We start from the raw sequence: 21,924 nt of genomic DNA on the forward strand, positions 1-21,924 counted from the left end.
CGGTACCTTGACAAGTCCACAGTGAAATGTGAATGCCGGGAACAGGTATCGCAGCTCGACGGCCCTCTAGTGAGGGTGCGTAGCACGCGATACCCATCCCTCAGGCGCTCAGGCGAGCGCTCATCCAGTCGATGGTCTGCATTCCGAAAAGGTCTGTACCCCAGCGGTACATGTTGGTGAGGAGTGTCAGCATGCTGCAGTCGGTGGGCTGATAGTCGACGCGGGTGCCGCCACGGCGGTACGTCGCGGCCAGGGCTCGGGCGTCGGCAGCGGGAACCAGCGACATGAACGAGTCGTCGCGGGCGCACGATGCGATCAGCACGGGCGCCTTGGGTGCCCTGGTGCCCAACTGATTGTCGCGATAGACATGCTGGAACTCGGGGATGTCGGCGGGGTTCCGGCCGTTGAACAAGACCGACAACGGCAGGAAGGGGGTGCCGAAGTATGCCGGCGTCTGGCACTGTGTGCGGAACACGTCGGCGAGGGCTTTGCCTGCCGGGCTGAGCTTCTCGTCGATCCGCATCTCCGGATATCGCGGTTCCAGACCCAACAGCGTCGCGAAGGCGAACCCGGATCCGATGGAACCGTCCGACGCGCGGATGAAGTTACGCTGATTGACGGCCATACCCTCGAGGATGGACCCGCGGATATTCAGTTCGGGCGCGTACCGATCCGCATTCTCGGCGGCGAAGGCCGCACCGACACCGCCACCGGCAACGCCGAACAACGCGATCGGCGCAGACGCCGACAGCCCCGCCGGAGAGGTAGCGATCGCGGCGCGCAATCCGTCGAGAAGCGTGTTGCCACCGAACCTTCCGGCGAAAACGCCATGCGGATCGGGATCGGCGTTGTTGCCGACGTCGCTGATGAGAACGGCGTAGCCCTTGCCGAACATCTGAGCCAACGGTCCGAGCGCCGACCACGTCGCACCGTCGAGCGGATCACGACCGGTCCACATCGTCGATGGATGGCAGTAGGCTCCGACGCTGTCATTGGCGAATTGGTAACCGACGATCGGCCGGTCGGCATTGTCGCGACCGTCGCGCGGGACCATCAGGATGCCGGTGCTGATGTCGGCCTCGTCGTGGAGTCCGCGGGTGACGTACATCAGCGCGTAGGCGTCGAGATTCCCCGGCCGGAACCCGGTGAACTGGACGTCGACCTTCTTGGCCTTCAGCAGCGTCCCGGGGCGTTCGTCACCACGCAGTCGTGGCTCGACATAGAACGGGTCGTCGGACACCAGCGGCGCGAAGATCTCCTGCGGGCTGGCCAGTCGACCTGAGGTGAAGGTCCCGACCACATACCCGTTGAACACCTCGGCGAGCTGTGGAGTTCGGTTCGGCGGACCGGCGTGGGCCACACCGGCGACAGAGGTCACCGCCGCAGCGGCGATGGCACACAGGACGACGATGACGGCCAGCATGGACCGCAGCACACTACGCACAGGTTCTCCCGGTGTCGGAATCATTCGCGTCGGACGAAACACATTCAGGCCGGTCCCCGACTCCTGACCGCACGGTAAGGAGAACCGAATGAGACGGAACATTAGCGACGTCTCACCGTCCGGGGCAACTTCTCCGGACGTGACTCACGTCACCGCGGGCTCATGCCGCGGTCATCGGAAGGCGAGGACCTCATCTCCCCACGCCGCCGCGATCCGATCGTCGAGGCCGTCGACGGGTCGGTCCTGCGCGGAGATCACCATCGAGGTACGCCGGTCCGGCGAGAAGGCAGACCAGTCGGTCCCACCCCGATGGCCGGGTACGCCATCACGCACGAAGGAACCCCACCGATCCAGCATGCGCTCGGCGACCTTCTCGCCCGTCGACCGCCCACCGAGTTTGTAGGTGATGTCCCGCGATCCGGTGGGCAGGTTGCCCCACATGTAGTTGAGCTCGGTTCCGTGGGTGGCTCCGAGGCGAAGCACCTTGTACATCCTCGGGGCCCAATCGAACCGATACAGGTACACCGGAACCCGAACCGAATGCGCGTGGGCCACCCAGATCGCCGGCATCCGGAACGCGAGATCGCGGGCAATCGCCAGGCCCGCGGCCTTCGGATGTCGCGGATACACACCGAGAATGCGTCGCTCGTCCGGAATCGACAGGTTCGGCTGCTCAATCGCGATGCGCTCGAACATCTTCCGGATCTGCGACAGGTCTATGGGCATCAGCGGTGACTTCATGTACCGGAACACCGCCGACTCGTCGCGGTTGCTGCCGATCAGCAGCGGCACCTGCATCGCCTCACCGGCCCGGTACACGTCCAACGGATGCCGCGGGACCAGGTCACCGTCGACCACCGGAGCGAACGCCAGCACTCCCGGATCATTCTGCGGCACTTGGGCAAACGCGAGCATGCCCGCGGTCACCACCGCCGACGACGACGCGGTGGCCAACGACCCCGACACCGCGCGGTCAATCCGGTGCGCGACGTCGACCATCCGCTGGGTGTCGAATACCGTTGTGGCGGGCGAACTCTGCGCGATGGCGCGATGGAACAGGCCGCGGGCCGACGGGACGGTGAGCATGGTGGTGACGATGCCGCCGCCCGCAGACTCCCCGGCCAGGGTGACCTGCGCCGGATCGCCTCCGAATCCGGCGATGTTGTCGCGCACCCACGTCAACGCGGCCAGCACGTCGGACAGCGCGGCGTTGGGTTCGGCTCCGTCGATCACCGAACTCAGGTCGGTGAATCCGAAGGCGCCGATACGGTAGTTGATGGTGACGACGACGATCCCGGCTTCGGCCGCCATCCGCGCCCCGTCATAGAGCGGCTGACTCCCCGATCCGTACACATAGGCACCACCGTGCACCCACACCATCACCGGCCGCGGCGAATCCGACGGCACCGCCGGAGCCCAGACGTTCAGGAACAGGCAGTCCTCGTCCATCACCGGGTCGTCACCGAACACGATGACCGGATGTCGTTGCTGCGGACACACCGCACCGAATCGGTCCGCGTCGACCACCTCGGCGTGGGCGTCGACGGGCCGCGCCCGACGCCACCGGTTCTCCCCCACCGGCGGTGCGGCATAACGCATTCCGCGCCACACATCGACCGCACCCGCGCGGACACCGCGGTAGGGCCCCGACGTCGTCTCGACGATCAACGGTGGATCGGACACCACAGACATCGCCCGATCACGCGTCGCGTTCGATCGGGCACGACATGCACCGCGGGCCGCCGCGACCCCGGCCGAGCTCGGAACTCGACAGTCCGATCACCTGAATCCCGTTGTCGCCGAGAAACTTGTTGGTGGTGACGTTGCGTTCGTAACCGATCACCACACCCGGACTGACCGCGACGAAGTTGTTGCCGTCGTCCCACTGGGCGCGCGCCGCCTCGAGCCGGTCGATCGGCGCCTTGAGGACGCGCAGACGGTCCACCCCGAGGGCCTCGGCGACGGCGGCGAACAACTCGGTGTTCTCCGTCACGGTGAAGTGTCCCTGGTCACCGTGCGGGGTGAGTGTGTAGGACCGCAGCGTCTCGGGCAGATACGGGTAGACGCTGAACGCGTCGCGATCGATCTGCGTCATCGCGGTGTCCAGATGCATGAACGCCCGCTCCATCGGCAGTTCGACGACGAGCACCCGGTCGACTGTACCCGCCTTGAACAGGCTCTCGGCGAGCACCTCGATACCCTGCGGCGCGGTGCGTTCGCTCATCCCGATCATCACCGTGCGGTTGCCGATCACCAGGATGTCACCACCCTCGATCGTCGCCGGTGTGTAGCGCATCGGGTCGTTGCCGTTGTAGAACGCGAACTCCTCCGCGGTGAACATCGGGTGGAAGTTGTAGATCAGCCGCGAGTTGATCGTCTCGCGCTGCCGCGCCGGCTTGGCCATCGGATTGAGATTGACACCCTCATAGATCCAGGCCGAATTGTCGCGCTGGAACAGATGATTGGGCAACGGGGCGAGCAGGAAGTCGTCGTCGTGCAGGCTGTCGAGCAGCAGACTGGACACACCCTTCAGGTAGGGCGCGGCCTCACGCTTGAGGATCCCACCGATGAGCAGTTCGGCGAGTTGCGCCGGCTCCCGCTCGTCGAGGAGTCGCTGCAGGGGACCGTCGAGTTCGGTACCGAACTGGGTCTCGGTGACCAACTCCGCCGTGAGTTCGTCCCGGGCGCCGTCCTGGGCCAGCGCGGTGGCGAGAAGATCCTGGTACAGGTACACGGTGACGCCCAGATCACGCAGGATCTGCTGGAACTGTTCGTGTTCCTCTTGCGCTTTCTCCGCCCACATCACATCGTCGAAGAGCAGACTCTTGACGTTGGCCGGGGTCAATCGGAGCAGTTCGATCCCGGGCTTGTGCAAAATGACCTGCTTGAGCTGACCGACCTCGGAGTCGACATGGAAAGCCATGAGATAACTCTAATCGCGCGCACAGCTGCACGCGGGACGATGTGAAACATCGCCGCCGGGCAGGCCGCACAGCGGTGCGACAACAACGTCGCACAACATGATCGGCCCGTCCGGCATGATCACCGAACGGGCCGAATCCGAGCCCCCTGTCGGGATTGAACCGACGACCGCTCGCTTACAAGGCGAGTGCTCTACCACTGAGCTAAGGAGGCATTGCTTGCGCGAGTATATCCGCCGCGCCGCCCGACGCCTCATCGGCACCAGCCAGGCCACGATCGACACGATCGAGCCCGGCAGCATCATGGTCGCGCCGCGCTGGCCGATCGACCGGTTCGACGTCGCGGCCATCACCGAGGTGCTCGATCTGGCCACCAAGATCGGTGCGGTGCTGCTCGATTCGGGCACCGGCGCGATCGACACCGCCACCCAGATCCGCTTCGTCGCCGGCGTCTACGGGCTCGACGACGTCGACGTCGACGTCACCTACAACACCATCGTGGTCAGTGCCCGACGCGGCGCGACGTTGCCGCCGATCACCACCATGCAGACGGTGCAGTACCGCTCGCTGGACTTCACCCGGCTCGCCCAGGTCGACCGGCTGATCCGACGGATACGGGATTCGGCGATCGCACCGTCGACCGCGCACCGGATGGTCGATGCGATCATCGCCGCACCCCACCCGTACCCGTACAAGGTGGCGACCTTCGCCTGGGGACTGATGGCGGCCGGGATCTCGGTCCTGCTCGGCGGTGGACCGCTGGTGGCTCTCTTGGCCTTCGTGACCACCGGTGTCACCGTCACCATCAATCGGCTGCTGAACCGCATCGGGACGCCGGTGTTCTTCCAGCAGGTGGCGGGCGGGTTCATCGCCGTGGTGCCGGCCGCGCTGGTCTTCGAGGGCGGGGAGCGCATCGGCATCGAGATCCTGCCCTCGCAGGTGATCGCCGCGGGCATCGTGGTGCTGCTGTCGGGGTTGTCGTTGGTGGGGTCGGTGCAGGACGCCATCACCGGTGCGCCGATCACCGGGGTCGCGCGTTTCTTCGAACTGCTGCTGATGACCGGCGGCATCATCGCCGGGGTCGGCATGGCCCTGCGGATGCTGGAGACCACCGGTCTCTACCTGCCGACGATCACCACATCCACCCAGTTCGCCGCCGTCGACGTCCCGGTGCGGGTCGCGGCCGGCGCGGTGGCCGCCCTCGCCTTCGCGTGGGCCAGCTATGCCGAGCGACGCGCCCTGCCCGTCGCGTTCGTCGCCGGGATGATCGGCGTCGGCGTGGTGGCGGGCTCCTCCTTCATCCCGGTCGGCGACGTGATCGGGTCCGGGATGGCCGCGGTCTGCGTCGGCATGCTCGGCGGTCTGCTCGCCCGGCGTGCCGTCACTCCACCCCTGGTGGTCGCCGTCGCCGGCATCACGCCACTGTTGCCCGGCCTGGCCGTCTACCGAGGTCTGTACGGCATTCTCAACGAACAGACCCTGGAAGGTCTGACCTGGGCGGCAAGCGCGTTGGGCGTCGGCTGCGCCCTCGCCGCGGGGGTCACGCTCGGCGAGTTCATCGCCCGCACCCTGCGCCGCCCACGAATCGCCGCCCCCGCCTGGGCGCGTCCGGCGCGCTGGCGACGCGGCGGCAACCGCAACGTGTGGTGACGCCCCGTCGTCGCCCTTCGCCAAACGGGTAATATGGGCAAGGTTGTCGCGTACGCCACACTGGCATAAGGAAGAGCACAGCGTGACGCCCACAGACGAACGAGTACGAGACCGCGTCCGCCCCGCGAACCGGGGCCCGACCAAAGGGACATGATGGCTGCAGCCAAGACCACCGACATCGCCGACGAAGAGCTGGAGCCGGTGGCCGACGAGACAGCCAGTTCCGCCCGCCGCGTCGTCGCCGCCTACGCGACCGACGCCGACGAGTGCCGGATGCTGCTGTCGATGCTGGGAATCGCACCGGGCGAGAACGCCTGAGTCGTGACCTCCACCGACGCGGGGCCGAACAGCACATCGTCGAACACCGGTCACTCGGACTCTCCCGAAGACGGGGCGGAGTTCGTGGTGGTGGCCAATCGGCTGCCCGTCGACAAGGAGGTCGGCCCGGACGGTGAGGTGCGCTGGAAGCGCAGCCCCGGCGGTCTGGTCACCGCGCTCGAGCCGATCCTGCGCTCGCACACCGGCGCCTGGGTCGGTTGGTCCGGGATCGCCGACTCCGACGACAATCCGGAGGTCGAGGGCATCGGCATCCAGGCGGTGCCCCTGTCGACGCAGGAGATCGCCGAATATTACGAGGGATTCTCCAACGCCACCCTGTGGCCGCTGTATCACGATGTGATCGTCAAGCCCGAGTATCACCGCGAATGGTGGAACACCTACGTCGAGGTGAACCGACGTTTCGCCGAGGCAGCGTCCAGGGCTGCCGCGCACGGGGCGATTGTCTGGGTGCAGGACTATCAGCTGCAACTGGTGCCGAAGATGCTGCGGATGCTCCGTCCCGATCTGCGCATCGGTTTCTTCCTGCACATCCCGTTCCCGCCGGTCGAGTTGTTCATGCAGATGCCGTGGCGCACCGAGATCGTCGAAGGCCTCCTCGGTGCCGACCTCATCGGTTTCCATCTGCCCGGTGGGGCGCAGAACTTCCTCTATCTGGCGCGCCGACTGGCCGGGCAGGCCACCAGCAAGGGCACCGTGGGTGTCCGGTCCCGGTTCGGGGTCGTGCAGGTGGGATTCCGCACGGTGCGGGTCGGCGCCTTCCCGATCTCCATCGATTCCAGCGAACTCGACACGATGGCCCGCTCCCGGGAGATCCGCAAGCGGGCCGCCGAGATCCGTAAGGAACTCGGCAACCCCACGACCATCCTGCTCGGCGTCGACCGCCTTGATTACACCAAGGGCATCGACGTCCGGTTGCGGGCATTGTCGGAGTTGTTGGCGGAGAAGCGCATCGACGCAGCCGACACCGTCATGATGCAGCTGGCCACGCCGAGCCGGGAACGGGTCGAGAGTTACATCCAGATGCGGGCCGGCATCGAACAACTCGTCGGCAACATCAACGGGACCTACGGCAGCGTCGGCCATCCGGTCGTCGAGTATCTGCATCGGCCGGTGCCACGCGAGGATCTGATCGCGTTCTTCGTCGCCGCCGACGTGATGTTGGTGACGCCACTGCGCGACGGGATGAACCTGGTGGCCAAGGAGTACGTGGCCTGCCGCAGCGACCTGGGCGGCGCGCTGGTGCTGAGTGAATTCACCGGCGCCGCAGCGGAATTGCGATCGGCCTATCAGGCCAACCCGTATGACCTGGACGGCGTCAAGGACGCCATCGAAGCCGCCGTCGTCCAGACCCCGCAGGAGGGTCGACGGCGGATGCGGGCCCTGCGTCGGCAGGTCCTCACCCATGACGTGGCCAAGTGGGCGGAGAGTTTCCTCGGCACCCTGGCGGCCACCGCGGAGACCACGTCGTCGGCCAATCGTGGTGTGCAACTGGTGAATCCGGACGACTCGGAGTCCTTCGCGTCCGAGCAACCCGGGTCCGACCGGTCCGAGTCCGAACAGTGAGCGCCACCGACCTCCCCGCCGAGGTCCGCCGAGTCCTGGAGGATGCGGCCACCGTTGAGCGGCTGCTGCTGGCAAGCGACTACGACGGATGCATCGCGCCGATCGTGTCACGCCCGCAGGACGCCGTTCCACTGCCCGAATCCATCGATGCACTGCGCGCGGCGAGTGCACTCGAGCGGACCTGGGTGGCTGTGATCTCCGGGCGCGCATTGTCGGACCTCGCGGCCCGCTCGGGCCTCGGCGACGACGCCGACATCACCCTGATCGGCAGTCACGGTAGCGAGTTCGACACCGGCTTCGAGCAGCCCGTCACCGCCGGACAACACGCCCTGCTCGACCGGATCGTCGACGAATTCACCTCCATCGCAGCGCAATTCGACGGTGTAACGGTGGAGACCAAGCCGATCAGCACGGCGCTGCACGTGCGCAACGCCGCCCCCGATGATGCGGCGGCCGCCCTGGACGCCGCGCGCCGCGGTGCTGCGTCATGGCCCGGCGTCGAGGCCACCGAGGGCAAGGCCGTGATCGAACTGGCCGTCATCAAGACGAGCAAGGGCCTGGCGCTAGACTTCCTGCGCGAACGCACCGGAGCCGACGTGGTGATCTATCTCGGCGACGACGTGACCGACGAGAAGGCCTTCGCACATCTTCGGCACGGGCAGGATGTGAGCATCAAGGTGGGCGGAGGCGACACTGCCGCCGAATACCGCATCGGCGACCCGCACGACGTCGCGGCGGTGCTCGCCCTCGTCGCGGAACGTCGCCGGGTGGCCGTCGCCGGCTGAGTTCGGGAGACCGGCGGCTCAGACCCGGCGCCCGGGCTCAGGACTCCGACGCCGGCACCGTCGCGGTGGTCACCAGCGGGTCGGTGACCGGATGGCGTTTCGCCGTCTCGCGGATCACCCGGTGCACGAACCCGAGTTTGCGCACCACCGGCTGCGGGATCTCGAACGGATAGAGCGGCCGCCGCCCCATCGCCTGGTTCACCCGATTGAACATGGTGGCCAACCACTTCCAGTCGTAGAGCAGCTTCTCGATGGGCTGATCGGCGTAGGACTCCAACGGCACGATGTCGCGGTCCATCGAGAACCGCACCTGATCGCTTTCGAGCATCAGCCCCGATTCACGGGCGGTGTGGATGGTGCCGGTGATGTGCAGGTAGTGCGCGAAGCACTCGGCGAAGTCCTCCCACGGGTGCATGGTGGCGTATTCGGAGATGTAGGAGTCCCGCCAATTGTCGGGCGGGCCTTCTCGATAGTGCCGTTTCAGCGCGTCGGCGTAACTCTGCCGTTCATCACCGAAGATCTCGCGACATTTGTCGAGATAGAGGTCGGCGCCCTCCCCGGTCTCGACGAGCACGTTCTCGTAGTAGTGGCCGGATTCGTGGCGGAAGTGCCCCAGCATCGTGCGGTACTGCTCTCCGAGTTGCACGCGCAGCCGTTCCCGGTAGGCATCGAGGGTCTCGGCGAGATCGATGGTGATGACGCCGTTGGCGTGGCCGATGAGGACCTGCCGGCCCTCCGACAGGCTGGAGAGCAGATCGAAGGCCAGGCCGCCCTTGCTCCGCCAGTACGGTTCGACCGGCAACCCCAGATCGACGAGCTGGAAGACGAGCATCCGCAGATCGAAGGTGGTGGATGCGAGTTTCTCGCTGGCCAAGGTGTCACTGGGGTCGGGGCGCCGCCGCACCAACGAATCCGGGAAACACAGGCCGCGCAGGCCGGCATTCTCCTCCGACACCTCCGACAACGTCATCCAGTTGCAGCCGTTGCGATCCCAGTTCGAGCAGCGCTCCCAGCGCTGCCCGTCGATGTCGATGCCCTCCTCGGAGGCCACCACCAGGGTGCGGCTGGGCAGATGCACACCGACGGTGGTGCCGCATTGCGGACAGTTCTGATTGGCGAATCCCGACAGGGCGTTGCAGATCGGACACGTCAGCGCATGCACGATGCTCAGCCTATGCGGATCCGTTCCGATCCATCGTCGAAGGGTAGGTCGCCGCGCACCACCGCGGTCACCTGATAGGAGTCGAGGTTGATCGAGCCGCTGTGGTTGTCGAGGAAGGCGGTGTCGGCGGCGTCGCGTCCGGTCGAGATACGCACCAGACCCTGACGCGGCGCGAGGCGGGTGGCGTCGACGACGACCCATTCGCCGTCGATCAATGCCTCGGCGACCGCGTGGAAGTCCATCGGATCGCAGCCCGGTGCATACACCGCCACCAAGCGTGCCGGGATGTTGAGCGCCCGCAGCAACGCCACCACCAGATGCGCGTAGTCGCGGCACACACCGGCGCCTGCGAGCAGTGTGTCGACGGCACCGTCGATCGGATCGCTGGCACCGGGGATGTAATCGAGGCGGTCCTCGACGTAGGCGGTCACCTGGTTGAGGAGTTCACCGTCGGGCAGCGAGGCATCGAACTGACCGGCGGCGAAGCCGAAGAACTTGTCGGCCTCAGAATATCGGCTGGGGCGCAGGTAGATCGACCGGTCGGTGATCTGCACGGCCACCGGGTCGGCCGGGGTCAGCACCGTGGCGCGGTAGTCGACCTGCACCAGCCCGGACTCCACCGAGAGGCGGTGGATGCGGCCACCGTAGGTGTCGAGTAGCTCCTCGACGTCGACCGACGCGCCGTCGACGGTCACCTCCAGTGACTCGTCGACGCTCAGTCCGGGCATGTGGGCGACGGCTATCTGCATCTCGAGTTCGGTGGGGGCGGTGACGGAGATGGACATCGAGGCGGCCACGTCACGTGGCGGGATTGTCATGACCACACGGTAAGGCAGAACGTCGCCGGCTGCGCGGGCGGCCGATCAGTGCACCGACATCGCGGCGACCGGATCGGCGTAGATGACGCTGAGTGCCACCACGATTGCCGCACTCTCCTGCACCGACAGCCCGAACCGGGACGGGGTGAGCTCCAGCGGCCACCCGATGGCCGACGCCGCGTCGAACGCCGCCTGCACCGGCGCGAGCCCCTGCGGGTGCGCGCCGAATGCCGCGCCGGCGACGACCACCGAGTCGGGGTTGACGGCGTCACGGAACTGCGCCACCACCTCGCCGAGGATGCGGGCCCGCTCGTCGACGATGCGTGAGGAATCCTCGCGGAGCCCGAGCCGTACCGCGGCGCGGCGTCCGACCTCGACGCCGACGACGTCCTGGAATCGCGTGGGTCCACCGCACAGGACCGGGGCCGACACCGGCACACCGGCGACCGATCCCGCGCCGCGGCTCGGTACCACCACCCGGCCGTCGACGGTCACCGCCATGCCGGTGGTTTCGCGCGCGTAGAAGAACAGTCCCAGATCCCCACCGCTGTGCGGCGAACTCAGCAGCAGTTCGGCCGCCGCCATCGCCTGGACGTGCTCGCACACCGACACCGGGACGCCGAGGGCGTCGGCGAGTCGCGCGCCGATGCCGACCCGGCGCCAGCCGAGCAACGGATGTTCGACGACGCCGGTCGTGGTGTCGACGTGACCGCCGATCGCCACTCCACCCCACAGCAGGCGACGACCCGAGAACCGTTCGGCGAGTTCGGCCACCTGTGCGCACAACGCACTCGCAGCGGCGTCCGGATCGTCGTGCGGGGTGCGGACCGCGTGACTGTAGAGGGTGCGCCCACCGAGGTCGGCGATCGCCAGCAGGGTTCGTCGCGCACCGATGTGCATCCCGGCCACGCAGAGGCGGTCGCGATCGAGCGTCAGCGGATACTTGGGCCGGCCGATCCCGCCGTGGTGCACGAGATCACGGCGTTCGACGACGAAGCCGAGTTCGGTCAGGGCGGTCACCTGTCGGTTGATGGTCGCCGGTGACAGTCCGCTCACCTGCGCCAGGGTGTCGCGCATGATCGGCGCACCCACCCGGATGGCCTGCAAAACCGTTGCCGCGGGCGAGGTCCCGACAGCCAGGGTCGCCGGGATCACCGTCTGCATGACAGATCAATCTAGGGCATGCCCGAACCGAAAGGGGTGCCATCGGCGCCGAGTCGTAAGCTGGCGACCATGAGCGAGTCCACACAACCCACCTCCGACAGCCGCATCGCCGTGGTCACCGGAGCCAGCTCGGGTATCGGTGCGGCCACCGCCCGCGCCCTGGCCACACAGGGCTATCACGTCGTCCTCGGTGCCCGCCGCGTCGACCGCGTGCAGGCGCTGGCCGCCGAGATCGGGGGAACCGGAAGGCAACTCGACGTCACCGACGAGGAGTCGGTGGCACGGTTCGTCGACGGGCTGGATGCCGTGCATGTCCTGGTCAACAATGCCGGCGGCGCCAAAGGACTCGACCCGGTGGCCTCCGCCGACCTCGACGACTGGCGCTGGATGTGGGAGACGAACGTTCTCGGCACGCTGCGAGTCACCAAGGCGCTGCTGCCGGCCCTGGAGGCGTCCGGCGACGGACTGATCGTCACCATCACCTCCATCGCCGCGATCGAGGCCTACGACAACGGGGCGGGCTACACCTCGGCCAAGCACGCGCAGGGTGTCCTGCACCGGACCCTGCGGTTCGAGTTGCTCGGCAAGCCGATCCGGCTCACCGAGATCCTGCCCGGCATGGTCGAGACCGATTTCTCGCTGGTCCGTTTCGACGGTGATCAGGAACGCGCCGACGCCGTCTATCAGGGGCTGACCCCGCTGGTGGCCGACGACGTCGCCGAGGTGATCGGCTTCGTCGCGTCACGTCCACCGCATGTGAACCTCGACCAGATCGTGCTCAAGCCCCGCGATCAGGCCTCCGCGCGGCGCAACGTCAAGACCGGATAGCGGGTTCCGGATAGCGGGTTCAGGGCGCTGCGTCAGTTGGGTGCGCTCACCGACGACGGCGCCCCCTGCGGGGTGGCCGGCACCGACGAGGACCGCGGGGTGCCCTTGATCGCCGACATCGATTTCCAGGTCGGCCAGTCGAAGATCCAGTCAAAGATGTCGCCGTCGGCCTCCGAGAGGTCGATGCGGGTACCGGTCACCTCGACGGGATCACCGTAGATCGCGGTGTTGAAGTACTGCTGCGCGTTCTCCAGCGACAAATTGATGCAGCCATTGGTGACGTTCGACGATCCTTGCACGCCAACGGTTTCCGGGTTCGCGTGGATGAACTCGCCATTGTTGGAAATCCGGACCGCGTACCGTTCACGGACGTTGAAGTACCCCGCGGCCGGGTTGGACATGTAGAAGTCCTCGTGCTTCTCACTGACCACGTGGATGCCCGAGCGGGTGACGTTGCGGTCGAGGTCGCCCTCGCCGTAACTGCACGGCAGCGTCATCAGGGTGGCCCCGTCGCGGACCACCACGATCTGATGCGACGACGCCTCGGCCTTGACGATTTGCGAACGCCCGATGACGTAATCGCTGGTGACGTCGGCGGCACCGTAGGAACCGTCGCCGTGATCGAGGCCGTAGAGCTTGGCCGTCATGTGCACCTTGGTGCCGGGTGCGAAGTACTCCTTCGACCGCCAGTGCACACGCGACCCGTTGTCCTCGCCGAGCCACGCCCAGGAACCCTCGGTCTCCGGGGTGGTGGTCACCGTCAGCGCCCGCTCGACGGCCTCCTTGTCGGTGACGGTGCCGTCGAACTTCAGGATCAGCGGCGCCGCGATCCCGACCTCCTGGCCGTCGGCGATGTTGACCACCAGGTTCAGCTGGGTCTGTGGGGCCAGGGTGGTGAACGATCCCTCGACCGGCACCGACAGGCGATCCTGGCCGACGGCGCTGCCCTCCCACGTGTAGGTGGTGTCGTAGCCGAGTGGTTCGTTGACGGTGAAGGTGGTGCGGTCCTCCGACAACGTTCCCGCCACCGACTTACCCCGCGGATTGAGCAGTTTCACGTCCGGATTGAGCGTGCCGCCGGATGCCTTCACCTCGAACGTCGAGGTGGGATTGGGGGCATCCGGATCGTCGAGGGCGGGCGTATAGGTGACCTTGACCGTCGGCTCCCGCGATTCCTGCGCGGCCGGGGTGTCGGTGGATCGCCCGCACGCGGCGGCGACGAGTCCGGCGGTGGCCAGACCGGCCGCGGCGAGAACCGTGCGGCGGTTGGGAATCGGGTACGTAGTCATGACCGAACCAGCGTACCGAGCCGATCTGAGGAAACGCTCCCTGCCAGCTGTGATCGCAGTCAGGTGAGCGACGCCGCGGATGCCGGTGAACCCCGCAGGTGCGCCCGTTCTCCGTCGTGGTCGAAGATCGACAGGATCTCGGCCGGACCGTCCTGCGGCGCGATGGAATGCGGCACGGTGCACGCGAACTCGGCGGCGTGACCTGCGGGAATGATGATCGTCCGTTCGGCCAGGCGCAGCCGGACCGTTCCCGAGAGGACGGTGAACCACTCGTGACCCGGATGCACCCGCAGCTGCCGCGCATGCTTTTCGACGGTGGGGTCCATCCGCATCTTGGCCACCACGACCCCGGCCGGCGTCGCATCCCGTGACAGAGGCCACACGGTGATCCCGTCAGTGGTGTGGGGTTCGGGGCGGATGACGACGTCGGTGTCGGCGACCGGCTCGACCAGCACGTCCAGTGAGGTGCCCAGCGCGCGGGCGATCGGCACCAGCTGATCCAGCGCGACACGACGATGTCCGGTCTCGATGCGGCTGAGTGTGGAGGGGCTCAGGTGGCATCGGTGCGCCAGCGAGTCGAGGGTCCAGCCCTTGGCGACGCGCATCGCGCGGATCCGTTGCCGCACGACGGTGTCGATGTCGGGGTCGATGTCGTCGAGTTCGCCCACGTCGGGCTCCGCCCCGTCGATCTCGGCCTCATCCATTTCTTGCGTCATGGGCAAGAGTGTATGCCGAATCGACAAGTCGCCGCTAGCGTGGCAGTCATGGGGACACATCACCACCAACACCACGCACAGAGTCACGGGCACGAGCACGGGCACGGGCACGGGCACACCGACCACGACATGGGCGAACTCCTGGAACTCGACGCGGCCGTCGTCGGGTCCTATCTCGCCGACGTGACCGATCTGATCACCGCGGCGCTGCGGCGTACCCCCGAGGTCGTCGTCGACCTGGGCGCGGGCACCGGCGTCGGTACCCGCGCGCTGGCCGCCGCGTTCCCCGGCACCGAGATCGTCGCCGTCGACGCCTCGCTCGAGATGGCCGCCCGACTTGGCGCGAACACACCCGCCGCGCGAATCGTGATCGCCGACCTCGACGACGGATGGCCCGCCGACATCGGTGATGCCGACGTCATCTGGGCGTCGGCATCGCTGCACCACGTCGCCGATCCCGCCGCACTGCTGCGCGAGGCCCGCGACCGCCTGCGCCCGGGTGGCGTCCTCGCGGTGATCGAGATGCCGCATCAGCCACGTTTCCTGCCCGAGCCACCCGACGGCACCGGCGTCGAGACCCGGATGGAGGCGATCATGGCCGGACGCGGCTACAACTCGTTCCCCGACTGGACCGGCACCATCGTCGACGCCGGCTTCGCGATGGCCGGCACCCACACGATCACCATCGACATCCCCGAGACGACCGATCTGACCCGGGCCTACGCCCACGCCTGGTTCGCCCGGGTGCGCGCGGGCCTCGCCGACGACCTCGCCGCCGAGGATCTCGCCGCCGTCGACGACCTGCTCGGCGGGGGCCCGGCCTCGCTCGCAACCCGCACCGATCTGCACATCCGCACCGGGCGACTCGTCTGGATCGCCCGCACATCCCACGACACACCCCACGACGAGGAGCCCTCATGACCACATCCGAGACCGACATCCCCACACACGTCGACGCCCTCATCGTCGGCGGCGGCGCGGCCGGGCTGGCCGCAGCCGTCGCGCTTGCCCGATCGTTGCGCTCGGTGCTCATCGTCGACGCCGGCCATCCCCGCAACGCACCGGCCGACGGCGCGCACAACCTCCTGGGACGCGAGGGCATCTCGCCCCTCGAACTCCTTCGGCTCGGCCGGGACGAGGCCCGCGGATACGGAGCACACATCGTCGAGGGCACCGTCGCCTCGGTGACCCGATCGTCCGTCGACGGCGAGGTGGGCTTCGTCGCCCGGACCGCGGCCGGCGACGAGATCACCGCACGACGGCTGCTGCTGGCCGGCGGCCTCGTCGACGAACTCCCCGACGTGCCCGGCCTGACCGAGCTGTGGGGACGCGACGTGCTGCACTGCCCGTACTGCCACGGCTACGAGGTACGCGGGGCACGCATCGGCATTCTCGGCACCGGTCCCATGGCGGTGCATCAGACCCTGCTGTTCTCGCAGCTCAGCGACCACATCACGGTGATCGATCAGGGTATGCCGACGCCCAGCGCCGACGAACGCGCACAACTGGCGGCACTCGGCATCGACGTCGTCGCCGGTCCCGTCGTCCGGCTGGACTCGACCGACGGCAGGCTGCGGGCCGCCGTCCTCGCCGACGGCCGCGAGATCGGCCTCGGCGCGCTCGTCGTCGGTCCCCGGATGGTCGCGCGCGACGGCCTCTACGAATCGCTCGGCGGCACGTTGCAGGAGAACCCGATGGGCACGGTCGTCCCGACGGAGTTCGGTGGCCGCACCCCCGTTGACGGCGTGTTCGCGGCGGGCAATGCCGCCGACCTCGCCGCACAGGTCGGCGCGTCGGCCGCGGCCGGGGTCCAGGCCGGCGCGTTGATCAACGCCGACCTGATCCAGGCCGATGTCCGACGACGCGTGCTCGCGACCGCCGGGTGAGGTACTCGACGGGGTGAGTGACTCGGCCGTACGACCTACTCGGGGAATCCCTCGAGCACCGCGCGACTTCCCGACAGTCCCAGACGCGTCGCCCCGGCCGCGATCAGCTCGGCGGCGAAGCGTGCGTCCCGGATACCACCGGACGCCTTGACCCCGACACTGTCCGGGACCGCGGCACGCATGATCTCCACGGCCCGCACACTCGCCCCGCCGGCCGGATGGAAGCCGGTGGAGGTCTTCACGAAACTGGCCCCGGCCGCCACCGACCGTCGGCACACCTCGACGAGGGTGACCTCCCCGGCGAGTTCGAGCAGGGCCGCCGATTCCACGATCACCTTGAGGACGGTGTCGGCGCCGACCGCCTCACGCACGGTGAGCACGTCGGCGAACACCTCGTCGAACTCACCGGCCAGCGCGGACCCCACGTCGATGACCATGTCCACCTCGTCGGCACCGGAATCGACGGCCAGCCGGGCCTCGGCCGCCTTGACCAGCGAATGGTGTTTGCCGGACGGGAATCCGGCGACGACGCAGCTGCGCTGCGCACCGGTGTCGATGGGCAGCATCGACGGCGACAGGCAGACCGCGTAGACGCCGAGGTCGGCGGCCTCGGCGACGGTGGCCCGCGCGTCGGCGCGGGTGGCCTCGGGCTTGAGCAGGGTGTGATCGACGAGGGCGGCGACGTCGTCACGGCGGAGGTCGGTGGTGGTCACGATGTCGAGCTTGGCACACTTGAGGATCGTGACCACCGCTGTGCCCGCCCCGACCGTGTCCGCCACCACCGACCGCCGCTACGTCCTGACCCTGGGATGCCAGGATCAGACCGGGATCGTCGCGCGGATCTCGACATTCCTGGCCGAGATCGGCGGCTGGATCACCGAGGCGGCCTATCACTCCGACGAGGACTCCGGCTGGTTCTTCACCCGGCAGGCGGTGCGGGCCGACTCGGTGTCGCTGTCGCTCGACGAGGTCCGCACCCGGTTCGCCGAGGTGGCCGCCGAGTGGGGCCCGCAGACCGAGTGGAAGCTCACTGACACCGGCGAGCGCAAGTCGGCGGTCCTGTTGGTCAGCAAGGAGAGCCACTGCCTGACCGATCTGCTTGGTCGCGCCGACCGCGGTGAGCTGCCGGCGACGGTGTCGGCGGTCGTGGGTAATCATCCGGACCTGCAGGAGCTCACCGAACGTTTCGGGGTGAGGTTCCACCATGTGCCGTTCGCCGGTCCTGACGGTCGCTCCAGCGCCCGCTCCAAGCGCGCGGCCTTCGATCAGGTGGAGGCGATCGTTGACGGCTACGCCCCCGACGCGGTCGTGCTGGCCCGGTTCATGCAGATCCTGCCGCCGGAACTGTGCGAGGCGTGGGCCGGACGGGCGATCAACATCCACCACAGCTTCCTACCGAGTTTCATCGGCGCCCGCCCCTACCATCAGGCCTTCGCCCGCGGCGTCAAATTGATCGGCGCCACCTGCCATTACGTGACCGCCGACCTCGACGCCGGGCCGATCATCGAACAGGACGTCACCCGAATCGACCATTCCGACGCGGTCATCGACATGGTCCGGCAGGGCCGTGACATCGAAACCCTGGTTCTCGCACGGGGATTGCGCTGGCATCTGGAGGATCGGGTTCTGGTGCACGGCCGAAAGACCGTGGTGTTCAACTGATCTCGGCATCAGGCAGCCGATCGGAGCACCGTCAGAAGCCGCCGAAGTCGCCACCGCCACCGAAGTCGCCGAAACCACCGCCCCCGAAATCACCACCGCCGAAGTCCCCTCCCCCGGCGTCTCCACCACCGTCGCCGTAGTCGCCGTTACCACCGTCGCCACCACCACCGTCGCCGTAATCACCGGCACCGCTTTCAAAGGCCGCGGCGTTGTAGCCGACGCCGGCCATGCCGGAGAACAACGACGAGAACAGCAGCATCGATCCGACACCCCACGCACCGGCGACCAGTGCGGGTTTCCACCAGGGTTCCGAATACCACCCGGCCGGCACCGGACGGCCCGCGACCCGGCCGCCCGGATAGTAGTTGGGGGTCGCCGACGACGGCTTCGGCGAGGCCGCCACGGTGCGGCCCTCGAATTCGATGGCGCGGTCCTCGGTCACCGCGCCGGCGCTGCGCTGACCGTCGAGTTCGGGGATCGCCGGACCGGGATCCATTCCCATCGACGTGCGCGCGGCACGGATGTAGTACAGACCTTCGATCGCGGTCTGTTTGGCCAGCCGGGCCTGCGCGGGACTGGCCGCCTGATCGATCTGAGAGCCGGCCGCGGTGAGCCGCTCGGACGCGTCGGCGAGGGCCTGCTTGGACGCGGGCGAATCACCGACGAGCATGTACACCTGACCACCGAGACGTTCGATGACCTGCCGGGCGTCGGCCTTGGCGTCGTCGAGGGTGCGGGCGGTGCCGGCACCGGACCGCTGTTGGAACAGCACCACCACCCCCACCACGAGCAGGATGACGATGGCGATGAGCAGTAGCTGTCCCACGGGAGCCTCCGGGAGGGGTTCGAGAATCGGACATCTCCCAGCGTACCGACGTGGCCGGACACACCTGGGGCGTCAGGTCAGCGAGCAGCCCTCCGACTGGTTACCCGAGCTGGTGGTGGCGCCGGTGAGGTCGACGTCGGTCCCGGAGACGGCGAAGTCGACGCCCTGGTCGGTCACCTTCAATGACTGCACCTGGATCTCCTTGGTGAAGTCACCGAACAGGCTGTCACCGAAACCGTCGACGAACTGCTGCGCAAAGTCGGCGGGGATACCGAAGACGAAGGCGTTGGCCTGCTCGACCTGGAAGTGCACCTGTCCCTGATCGACGACGGGTTTGATGGTCAGGCTGACCGGCACCGGGAAGATGGCGACCTGCACGGTCGCATCGACCTTGACGGTCCCGTCGGTGGAGTTGCCGACCACCGAGGTGACCTCGGCGCCGCTGGGCAGGAGCGCATTCTGATCACCGGATCCGCCGGTGCCGTTACCGCCACCGCCACTGCTCGATGACTGCTGGGCGCTCAGATCGATCACCCGCTGGAACGGCACATATCCGGTGCCCGACAGCGACGAGATCTTCAGGGCGTCGCCGTCCTGACTGAGGCCGTCGGCGCGCGCATGCAACCGGATTCCGGTGGAGCCGTCGTCGGCGGTGTCGACCTGCACGTACGGGAAGTCGTTCGAGAACTTCTGCAGCAGAATGGGTTTCTTGCTCAACGACACACTGGTCGACTGGCCGGTCAGTGAACCGAACTGGCTCTCCAGGCAGTCGGTCACGCGGCTGCGCAGAAACAGTTCGGTGCCAACCAACGCGATCACGACGACGAGGATCACCCCGACCGCGCCGAGAGCGATGAACTTGCCCTTCCCACCGCGGCGTGGGGATGTCGTCACCACACCGGTGGACTGCGGCCCAGCACCGGTCTCCGGTCCGACCGGATTCTCACCGGTCGGGAACCGTGAGGTCCCCGTCGGCGCCTCCCATCCGGCCGCCGGCGGTGGTGTGACCGGTGAGGTCGTGGCCGCCGAGACGTCGGAGTAGGCCCGGGCGTGCTGCGACGTCGACGCCGGTTCCCATTGTTCGGTGGCCGCTGACGTCTCTTGTTCGGTGGCCGCTGACGCCTCGTCAACGGTGGGGCGATCGACCTTCTTCGTCGAATCCGGGTCCTGCGGAGTCCGTTCGGTGCCCGGACCCTCGGTCTCGTCGGCCATGCATTCCGTCCTAGCGTTTCTCGGCTGTGGGTGGTCCCCAGTCGGTTCTCGTTCGATCCGTGTCGCTCAGATGCTGTGCGATGCCGGCGATGCAGTGGTGTGAAAAGTTCGCCGATTCGCGAGCACCGCGAGCTGTTCGCGGGCTGTGGTGACGACATCCAGATCGATGTCGTGTACCCCGATGTGACGCTCCCCCCGATATGACGCGACCACGCTACCGAAGGGATCTGAGATTTGGCTATGTCCGGTCCCGGTCGGCGCCTTGGCCTTCCGGGCCGCCTCCGCCACCGGTACCGCCTGCCCGACGGCGACCACGAATGACGTCGAATCCAGTGCCCGCGCCGTCGCCAGGGTGCGCCACTGATCGACCTTGCCGGGGCCCGCGCCCCAGGACGCCGGCACCACGATGACCTGCGCACCCTCGGCGGCCAGCGTGGTGAACAGCTCGGGGAACCGGATGTCGTAGCAGGTCGCCAGTCCGACGGTGATCCCGTCGACGTCGATGCTCACGGCGGTGTCACCGGGTGCGACGGTCTCGGATTCGCTGAATCCGAACGCGTCGTAGAGGTGGATCTTGTCGTAGCCGGTGCAGGTGCCGTCCGGGCCTGCGGCGATGAGTGTGTTGGCCACCCGGCCGTCATCGGCGGGGGTGAACATGCCGGCGACGATGGTGAGGTCGTGTTCGCGGGCGAGGTCGGCGATGCCGGTGGCCCACGGACCGTTCAGTGGCTGCGCCACCGGTCCGAGCGGGACACCGAAGCGGCACATCATCGCCTCGGGGAACACCACGAGTCGCGCGCCGTCGGCGGCGGCCTCCCGGGTCGCGTCGGCGACAGCGCGGAGATTGTCGGCCGGGTCGGTTCCGGAGTTGATCTGGGCCATCGCGATGCGCATGCGGCCAACCTACCCGTGTGGTGCGACACACTCCCAGGGCACCGTCAACAGATTGTCGACGACGCGGCGTCGGCTGATCGCGACGTCGACACCGGCCGCCCGCATCGACCGCAACGTCTGCGCCCATCGGGCCCGCGGCCCGAACACCGTGTGCCCGGCGGCGTTGTCCCAGCAGCGATCGGCCAGGGTGAGCAGGTCGTGGATGCGTTCGCCGGGCACGTTGCGGTGGATGAGCGCCTTCGGGAGCCGTTCGGCGAGATCGGAGGGACGGTCGGAGTGCCGGGGAGACCAGCACAAGGTCAGGCTGCGCGGGCCGTCGGCGTCCAGCAGCACCCAGGTACAGCGACGGCCGATCTCGTCGCAGGTGCCCTCCACGATGAGCCCGCCCGGTGCGAGCCGGGCCTGCATCCGCGCCCAGGCCGGGCCGACCTCGGCCTCGTCGTATTGACGCAGCACGTTGAAGGCCCGCACCAGACGCGGTCGCAGGCCCGCGAGTTCGAAGCCGCCGACGGCGAAACGGACATCATGACGAGGCGGGACGACGCGGTCCGGATCGATTTCCAGTCCGACCATCTCCAAATCGGGCGCCACCGCGCGCAGACGGTGAGCCATCTCCACGCAGGTGTCAGGGCGGGCACCGTAGCCCAGGTCGACGACCAGGGGCCGCGGCGACGTGGTCAGCGCGCCGATGACCGCCGGGTCGTGCGCCATCCACCGATCCACCCGGCGCAGCCGGTTGATGTTGGTGGTGCCGCGGGTGATGCG

The 21,924-nt window shown here is 67.8% G+C and carries 21 protein-coding genes and 1 tRNA gene; 8 read left to right on the plus strand and 14 right to left on the minus strand.

Translation table 11 applies throughout. The features are described 5' to 3' along the window. Positions 1–100 precede the first annotated feature (100 nt). From ACWDPV_RS06020 to ACWDPV_RS06035, 4 genes are all read right to left on the minus strand, one after another. On the minus strand, positions 101–1,423 hold the full coding sequence (locus ACWDPV_RS06020; RefSeq protein WP_449742441.1) for a lipase family protein: 1,323 nt from the start codon (positions 1,421–1,423) through the stop codon (positions 101–103). Between the two features lie 192 nt (positions 1,424–1,615). Beyond that, a complete protein-coding gene (locus ACWDPV_RS06025; protein ID WP_449742160.1) occupies positions 1,616–3,136 on the minus strand; it encodes a carboxylesterase/lipase family protein in 1,521 nt (506 codons plus the stop codon). A 7-nt stretch (positions 3,137–3,143) separates the two neighbouring features. Then, positions 3,144–4,367, minus strand: a complete 1,224-nt coding sequence (locus tag ACWDPV_RS06030; protein WP_449742161.1) for an arginine deiminase — start codon at positions 4,365–4,367, stop codon at positions 3,144–3,146. A 140-nt stretch (positions 4,368–4,507) separates the two neighbouring features. Beyond that, positions 4,508–4,579: transfer RNA gene (locus tag ACWDPV_RS06035), tRNA-Thr, on the minus strand. A 5-nt stretch (positions 4,580–4,584) separates the two neighbouring features. Here ACWDPV_RS06035 and ACWDPV_RS06040 point away from each other — a divergent pair. The 4 genes from ACWDPV_RS06040 (at position 4,585) to otsB (ending at position 8,702) form a co-directional block, all read left to right on the plus strand. Next, positions 4,585–6,015, plus strand: coding sequence for a threonine/serine ThrE exporter family protein (locus ACWDPV_RS06040; protein ID WP_449742162.1), 1,431 nt, complete (start codon positions 4,585–4,587; stop codon positions 6,013–6,015). Between the two features lie 150 nt (positions 6,016–6,165). Further along, positions 6,166–6,333 carry a hypothetical protein gene (locus tag ACWDPV_RS06045; protein WP_014358961.1) on the plus strand — a complete coding sequence of 56 codons (168 nt, stop codon included), beginning with the start codon at positions 6,166–6,168 and terminating at the stop codon, positions 6,331–6,333. Between the two features lie 3 nt (positions 6,334–6,336). Continuing rightward, the gene (locus ACWDPV_RS06050; RefSeq protein ID WP_449742163.1) at positions 6,337–7,917 is read left to right on the plus strand and encodes an alpha,alpha-trehalose-phosphate synthase (UDP-forming); all 1,581 of its coding nucleotides are present in this window, start codon (positions 6,337–6,339) and stop codon (positions 7,915–7,917) included. Then, a complete protein-coding gene (otsB, locus tag ACWDPV_RS06055) occupies positions 7,914–8,702 on the plus strand; it encodes a trehalose-phosphatase (protein ID WP_449742164.1) in 789 nt (262 codons plus the stop codon). Before ACWDPV_RS06050 ends, otsB begins: the two co-directional genes overlap by 4 nt. Before the next feature lie 37 nt (positions 8,703–8,739). Here the strand turns inward: otsB and ACWDPV_RS06060 are convergent, their stop codons facing one another. Genes ACWDPV_RS06060 through ACWDPV_RS06070 form a run of 3 tightly spaced genes read right to left on the minus strand, consistent with a single transcriptional unit; the run spans position 8,740 to position 11,846 of the window. Then, the gene (locus ACWDPV_RS06060) at positions 8,740–9,864 is read right to left on the minus strand and encodes a zinc-binding metallopeptidase family protein (protein ID WP_449742165.1); all 1,125 of its coding nucleotides are present in this window, start codon (positions 9,862–9,864) and stop codon (positions 8,740–8,742) included. A gap of 5 nt (positions 9,865–9,869) precedes the next feature. After that, positions 9,870–10,682 carry a transglutaminase-like domain-containing protein gene (locus ACWDPV_RS06065; protein ID WP_449742166.1) on the minus strand — a complete coding sequence of 271 codons (813 nt, stop codon included), beginning with the start codon at positions 10,680–10,682 and terminating at the stop codon, positions 9,870–9,872. Positions 10,683–10,727: 45 nt separating this feature from the next. Further along, positions 10,728–11,846, minus strand: coding sequence for an ROK family protein (locus ACWDPV_RS06070; protein WP_449742167.1), 1,119 nt, complete (start codon positions 11,844–11,846; stop codon positions 10,728–10,730). A gap of 69 nt (positions 11,847–11,915) precedes the next feature. Here ACWDPV_RS06070 and ACWDPV_RS06075 point away from each other — a divergent pair, with 69 nt between their 5' ends. After that, a complete protein-coding gene (locus ACWDPV_RS06075) occupies positions 11,916–12,674 on the plus strand; it encodes an SDR family NAD(P)-dependent oxidoreductase (protein ID WP_449742168.1) in 759 nt (252 codons plus the stop codon). Between the two features lie 32 nt (positions 12,675–12,706). Here the strand turns inward: ACWDPV_RS06075 and ACWDPV_RS06080 are convergent, their stop codons facing one another. Both ACWDPV_RS06080 and ACWDPV_RS06085 read right to left on the minus strand, forming a co-directional pair. After that, complete coding sequence (locus tag ACWDPV_RS06080; RefSeq protein ID WP_449742169.1) at positions 12,707–13,963, minus strand: L,D-transpeptidase; 1,257 nt, start codon at positions 13,961–13,963, stop codon at positions 12,707–12,709. Positions 13,964–14,022: 59 nt separating this feature from the next. Beyond that, positions 14,023–14,613, minus strand: a complete 591-nt coding sequence (locus ACWDPV_RS06085) for a helix-turn-helix domain-containing protein (RefSeq protein ID WP_449742442.1) — start codon at positions 14,611–14,613, stop codon at positions 14,023–14,025. 114 nt (positions 14,614–14,727) lie between these two features. On the opposite strand from ACWDPV_RS06085, the gene ACWDPV_RS06090 reads away from it, so the two are divergent. Both ACWDPV_RS06090 and ACWDPV_RS06095 read left to right on the plus strand, forming a co-directional pair. Then, on the plus strand, positions 14,728–15,600 hold the full coding sequence (locus ACWDPV_RS06090) for a class I SAM-dependent methyltransferase (protein WP_449742170.1): 873 nt from the start codon (positions 14,728–14,730) through the stop codon (positions 15,598–15,600). Continuing rightward, the gene (locus ACWDPV_RS06095; RefSeq protein WP_449742171.1) at positions 15,597–16,565 is read left to right on the plus strand and encodes an NAD(P)/FAD-dependent oxidoreductase; all 969 of its coding nucleotides are present in this window, start codon (positions 15,597–15,599) and stop codon (positions 16,563–16,565) included. The genes ACWDPV_RS06090 and ACWDPV_RS06095 overlap by 4 nt, the downstream gene beginning before the upstream one ends. A gap of 35 nt (positions 16,566–16,600) precedes the next feature. Here ACWDPV_RS06095 and deoC read toward each other — a convergent pair whose 3' ends face one another. Then, entirely contained in the window at positions 16,601–17,278 is a 678-nt protein-coding gene (deoC, locus tag ACWDPV_RS06100; protein ID WP_449742172.1) for a deoxyribose-phosphate aldolase, read from the minus strand. A gap of 28 nt (positions 17,279–17,306) precedes the next feature. Here deoC and purU point away from each other — a divergent pair, with 28 nt between their 5' ends. Next, positions 17,307–18,227: a formyltetrahydrofolate deformylase gene (purU, locus tag ACWDPV_RS06105; protein ID WP_449742173.1), complete on the plus strand. Its 921-nt coding sequence runs from the start codon at positions 17,307–17,309 to the stop codon at positions 18,225–18,227. A gap of 31 nt (positions 18,228–18,258) precedes the next feature. Here purU and ACWDPV_RS06110 read toward each other — a convergent pair whose 3' ends face one another. The 4 genes from ACWDPV_RS06110 to ACWDPV_RS06125 form a co-directional block, all read right to left on the minus strand. Then, on the minus strand, positions 18,259–19,053 hold the full coding sequence (locus ACWDPV_RS06110; RefSeq protein ID WP_449742174.1) for a DUF1542 domain-containing protein: 795 nt from the start codon (positions 19,051–19,053) through the stop codon (positions 18,259–18,261). A 72-nt stretch (positions 19,054–19,125) separates the two neighbouring features. Next, positions 19,126–20,265, minus strand: coding sequence for an LmeA family phospholipid-binding protein (locus ACWDPV_RS06115; RefSeq protein ID WP_449742175.1), 1,140 nt, complete (start codon positions 20,263–20,265; stop codon positions 19,126–19,128). Positions 20,266–20,331: 66 nt separating this feature from the next. Next, positions 20,332–21,159 carry a carbon-nitrogen hydrolase family protein gene (locus tag ACWDPV_RS06120; RefSeq protein WP_449742176.1) on the minus strand — a complete coding sequence of 276 codons (828 nt, stop codon included), beginning with the start codon at positions 21,157–21,159 and terminating at the stop codon, positions 20,332–20,334. Positions 21,160–21,168: 9 nt separating this feature from the next. After that, on the minus strand, positions 21,169–21,921 hold the full coding sequence (locus ACWDPV_RS06125) for a class I SAM-dependent methyltransferase (RefSeq protein ID WP_449742443.1): 753 nt from the start codon (positions 21,919–21,921) through the stop codon (positions 21,169–21,171). Between the last annotated feature and the right edge of the window lie 3 nt (positions 21,922–21,924).

Source organism: Gordonia sp. NPDC003504 (genome assembly GCF_053587995.1).

What these genes read in the sequence shown, in the direction of transcription:
- ACWDPV_RS06120 (WP_449742176.1), bottom strand. Translation starts at nt 21,159, where the DNA reads ATGCGCATCGCGATGGCCCAGATCAACTCCGGAACCGACCCGGCCGAC.
- ACWDPV_RS06045 (WP_014358961.1), top strand. Translation starts at nt 6,166, where the DNA reads ATGATGGCTGCAGCCAAGACCACCGACATCGCCGACGAAGAGCTGGAG.
- ACWDPV_RS06115 (WP_449742175.1), bottom strand. Translation starts at nt 20,265, where the DNA reads ATGGCCGACGAGACCGAGGGTCCGGGCACCGAACGGACTCCGCAGGAC.
- ACWDPV_RS06070 (WP_449742167.1), bottom strand. Translation starts at nt 11,846, where the DNA reads ATGCAGACGGTGATCCCGGCGACCCTGGCTGTCGGGACCTCGCCCGCG.
- ACWDPV_RS06080 (WP_449742169.1), bottom strand. Translation starts at nt 13,963, where the DNA reads ATGACTACGTACCCGATTCCCAACCGCCGCACGGTTCTCGCCGCGGCC.
- ACWDPV_RS06025 (WP_449742160.1), bottom strand. Translation starts at nt 3,136, where the DNA reads ATGTCTGTGGTGTCCGATCCACCGTTGATCGTCGAGACGACGTCGGGG.
- ACWDPV_RS06095 (WP_449742171.1), top strand. Translation starts at nt 15,597, where the DNA reads ATGACCACATCCGAGACCGACATCCCCACACACGTCGACGCCCTCATC.
- ACWDPV_RS06030 (WP_449742161.1), bottom strand. Translation starts at nt 4,367, where the DNA reads ATGGCTTTCCATGTCGACTCCGAGGTCGGTCAGCTCAAGCAGGTCATT.
- ACWDPV_RS06020 (WP_449742441.1), bottom strand. Translation starts at nt 1,423, where the DNA reads ATGCTGGCCGTCATCGTCGTCCTGTGTGCCATCGCCGCTGCGGCGGTG.
- ACWDPV_RS06075 (WP_449742168.1), top strand. Translation starts at nt 11,916, where the DNA reads ATGAGCGAGTCCACACAACCCACCTCCGACAGCCGCATCGCCGTGGTC.
- ACWDPV_RS06090 (WP_449742170.1), top strand. Translation starts at nt 14,728, where the DNA reads ATGGGGACACATCACCACCAACACCACGCACAGAGTCACGGGCACGAG.
- ACWDPV_RS06065 (WP_449742166.1), bottom strand. Translation starts at nt 10,682, where the DNA reads ATGACAATCCCGCCACGTGACGTGGCCGCCTCGATGTCCATCTCCGTC.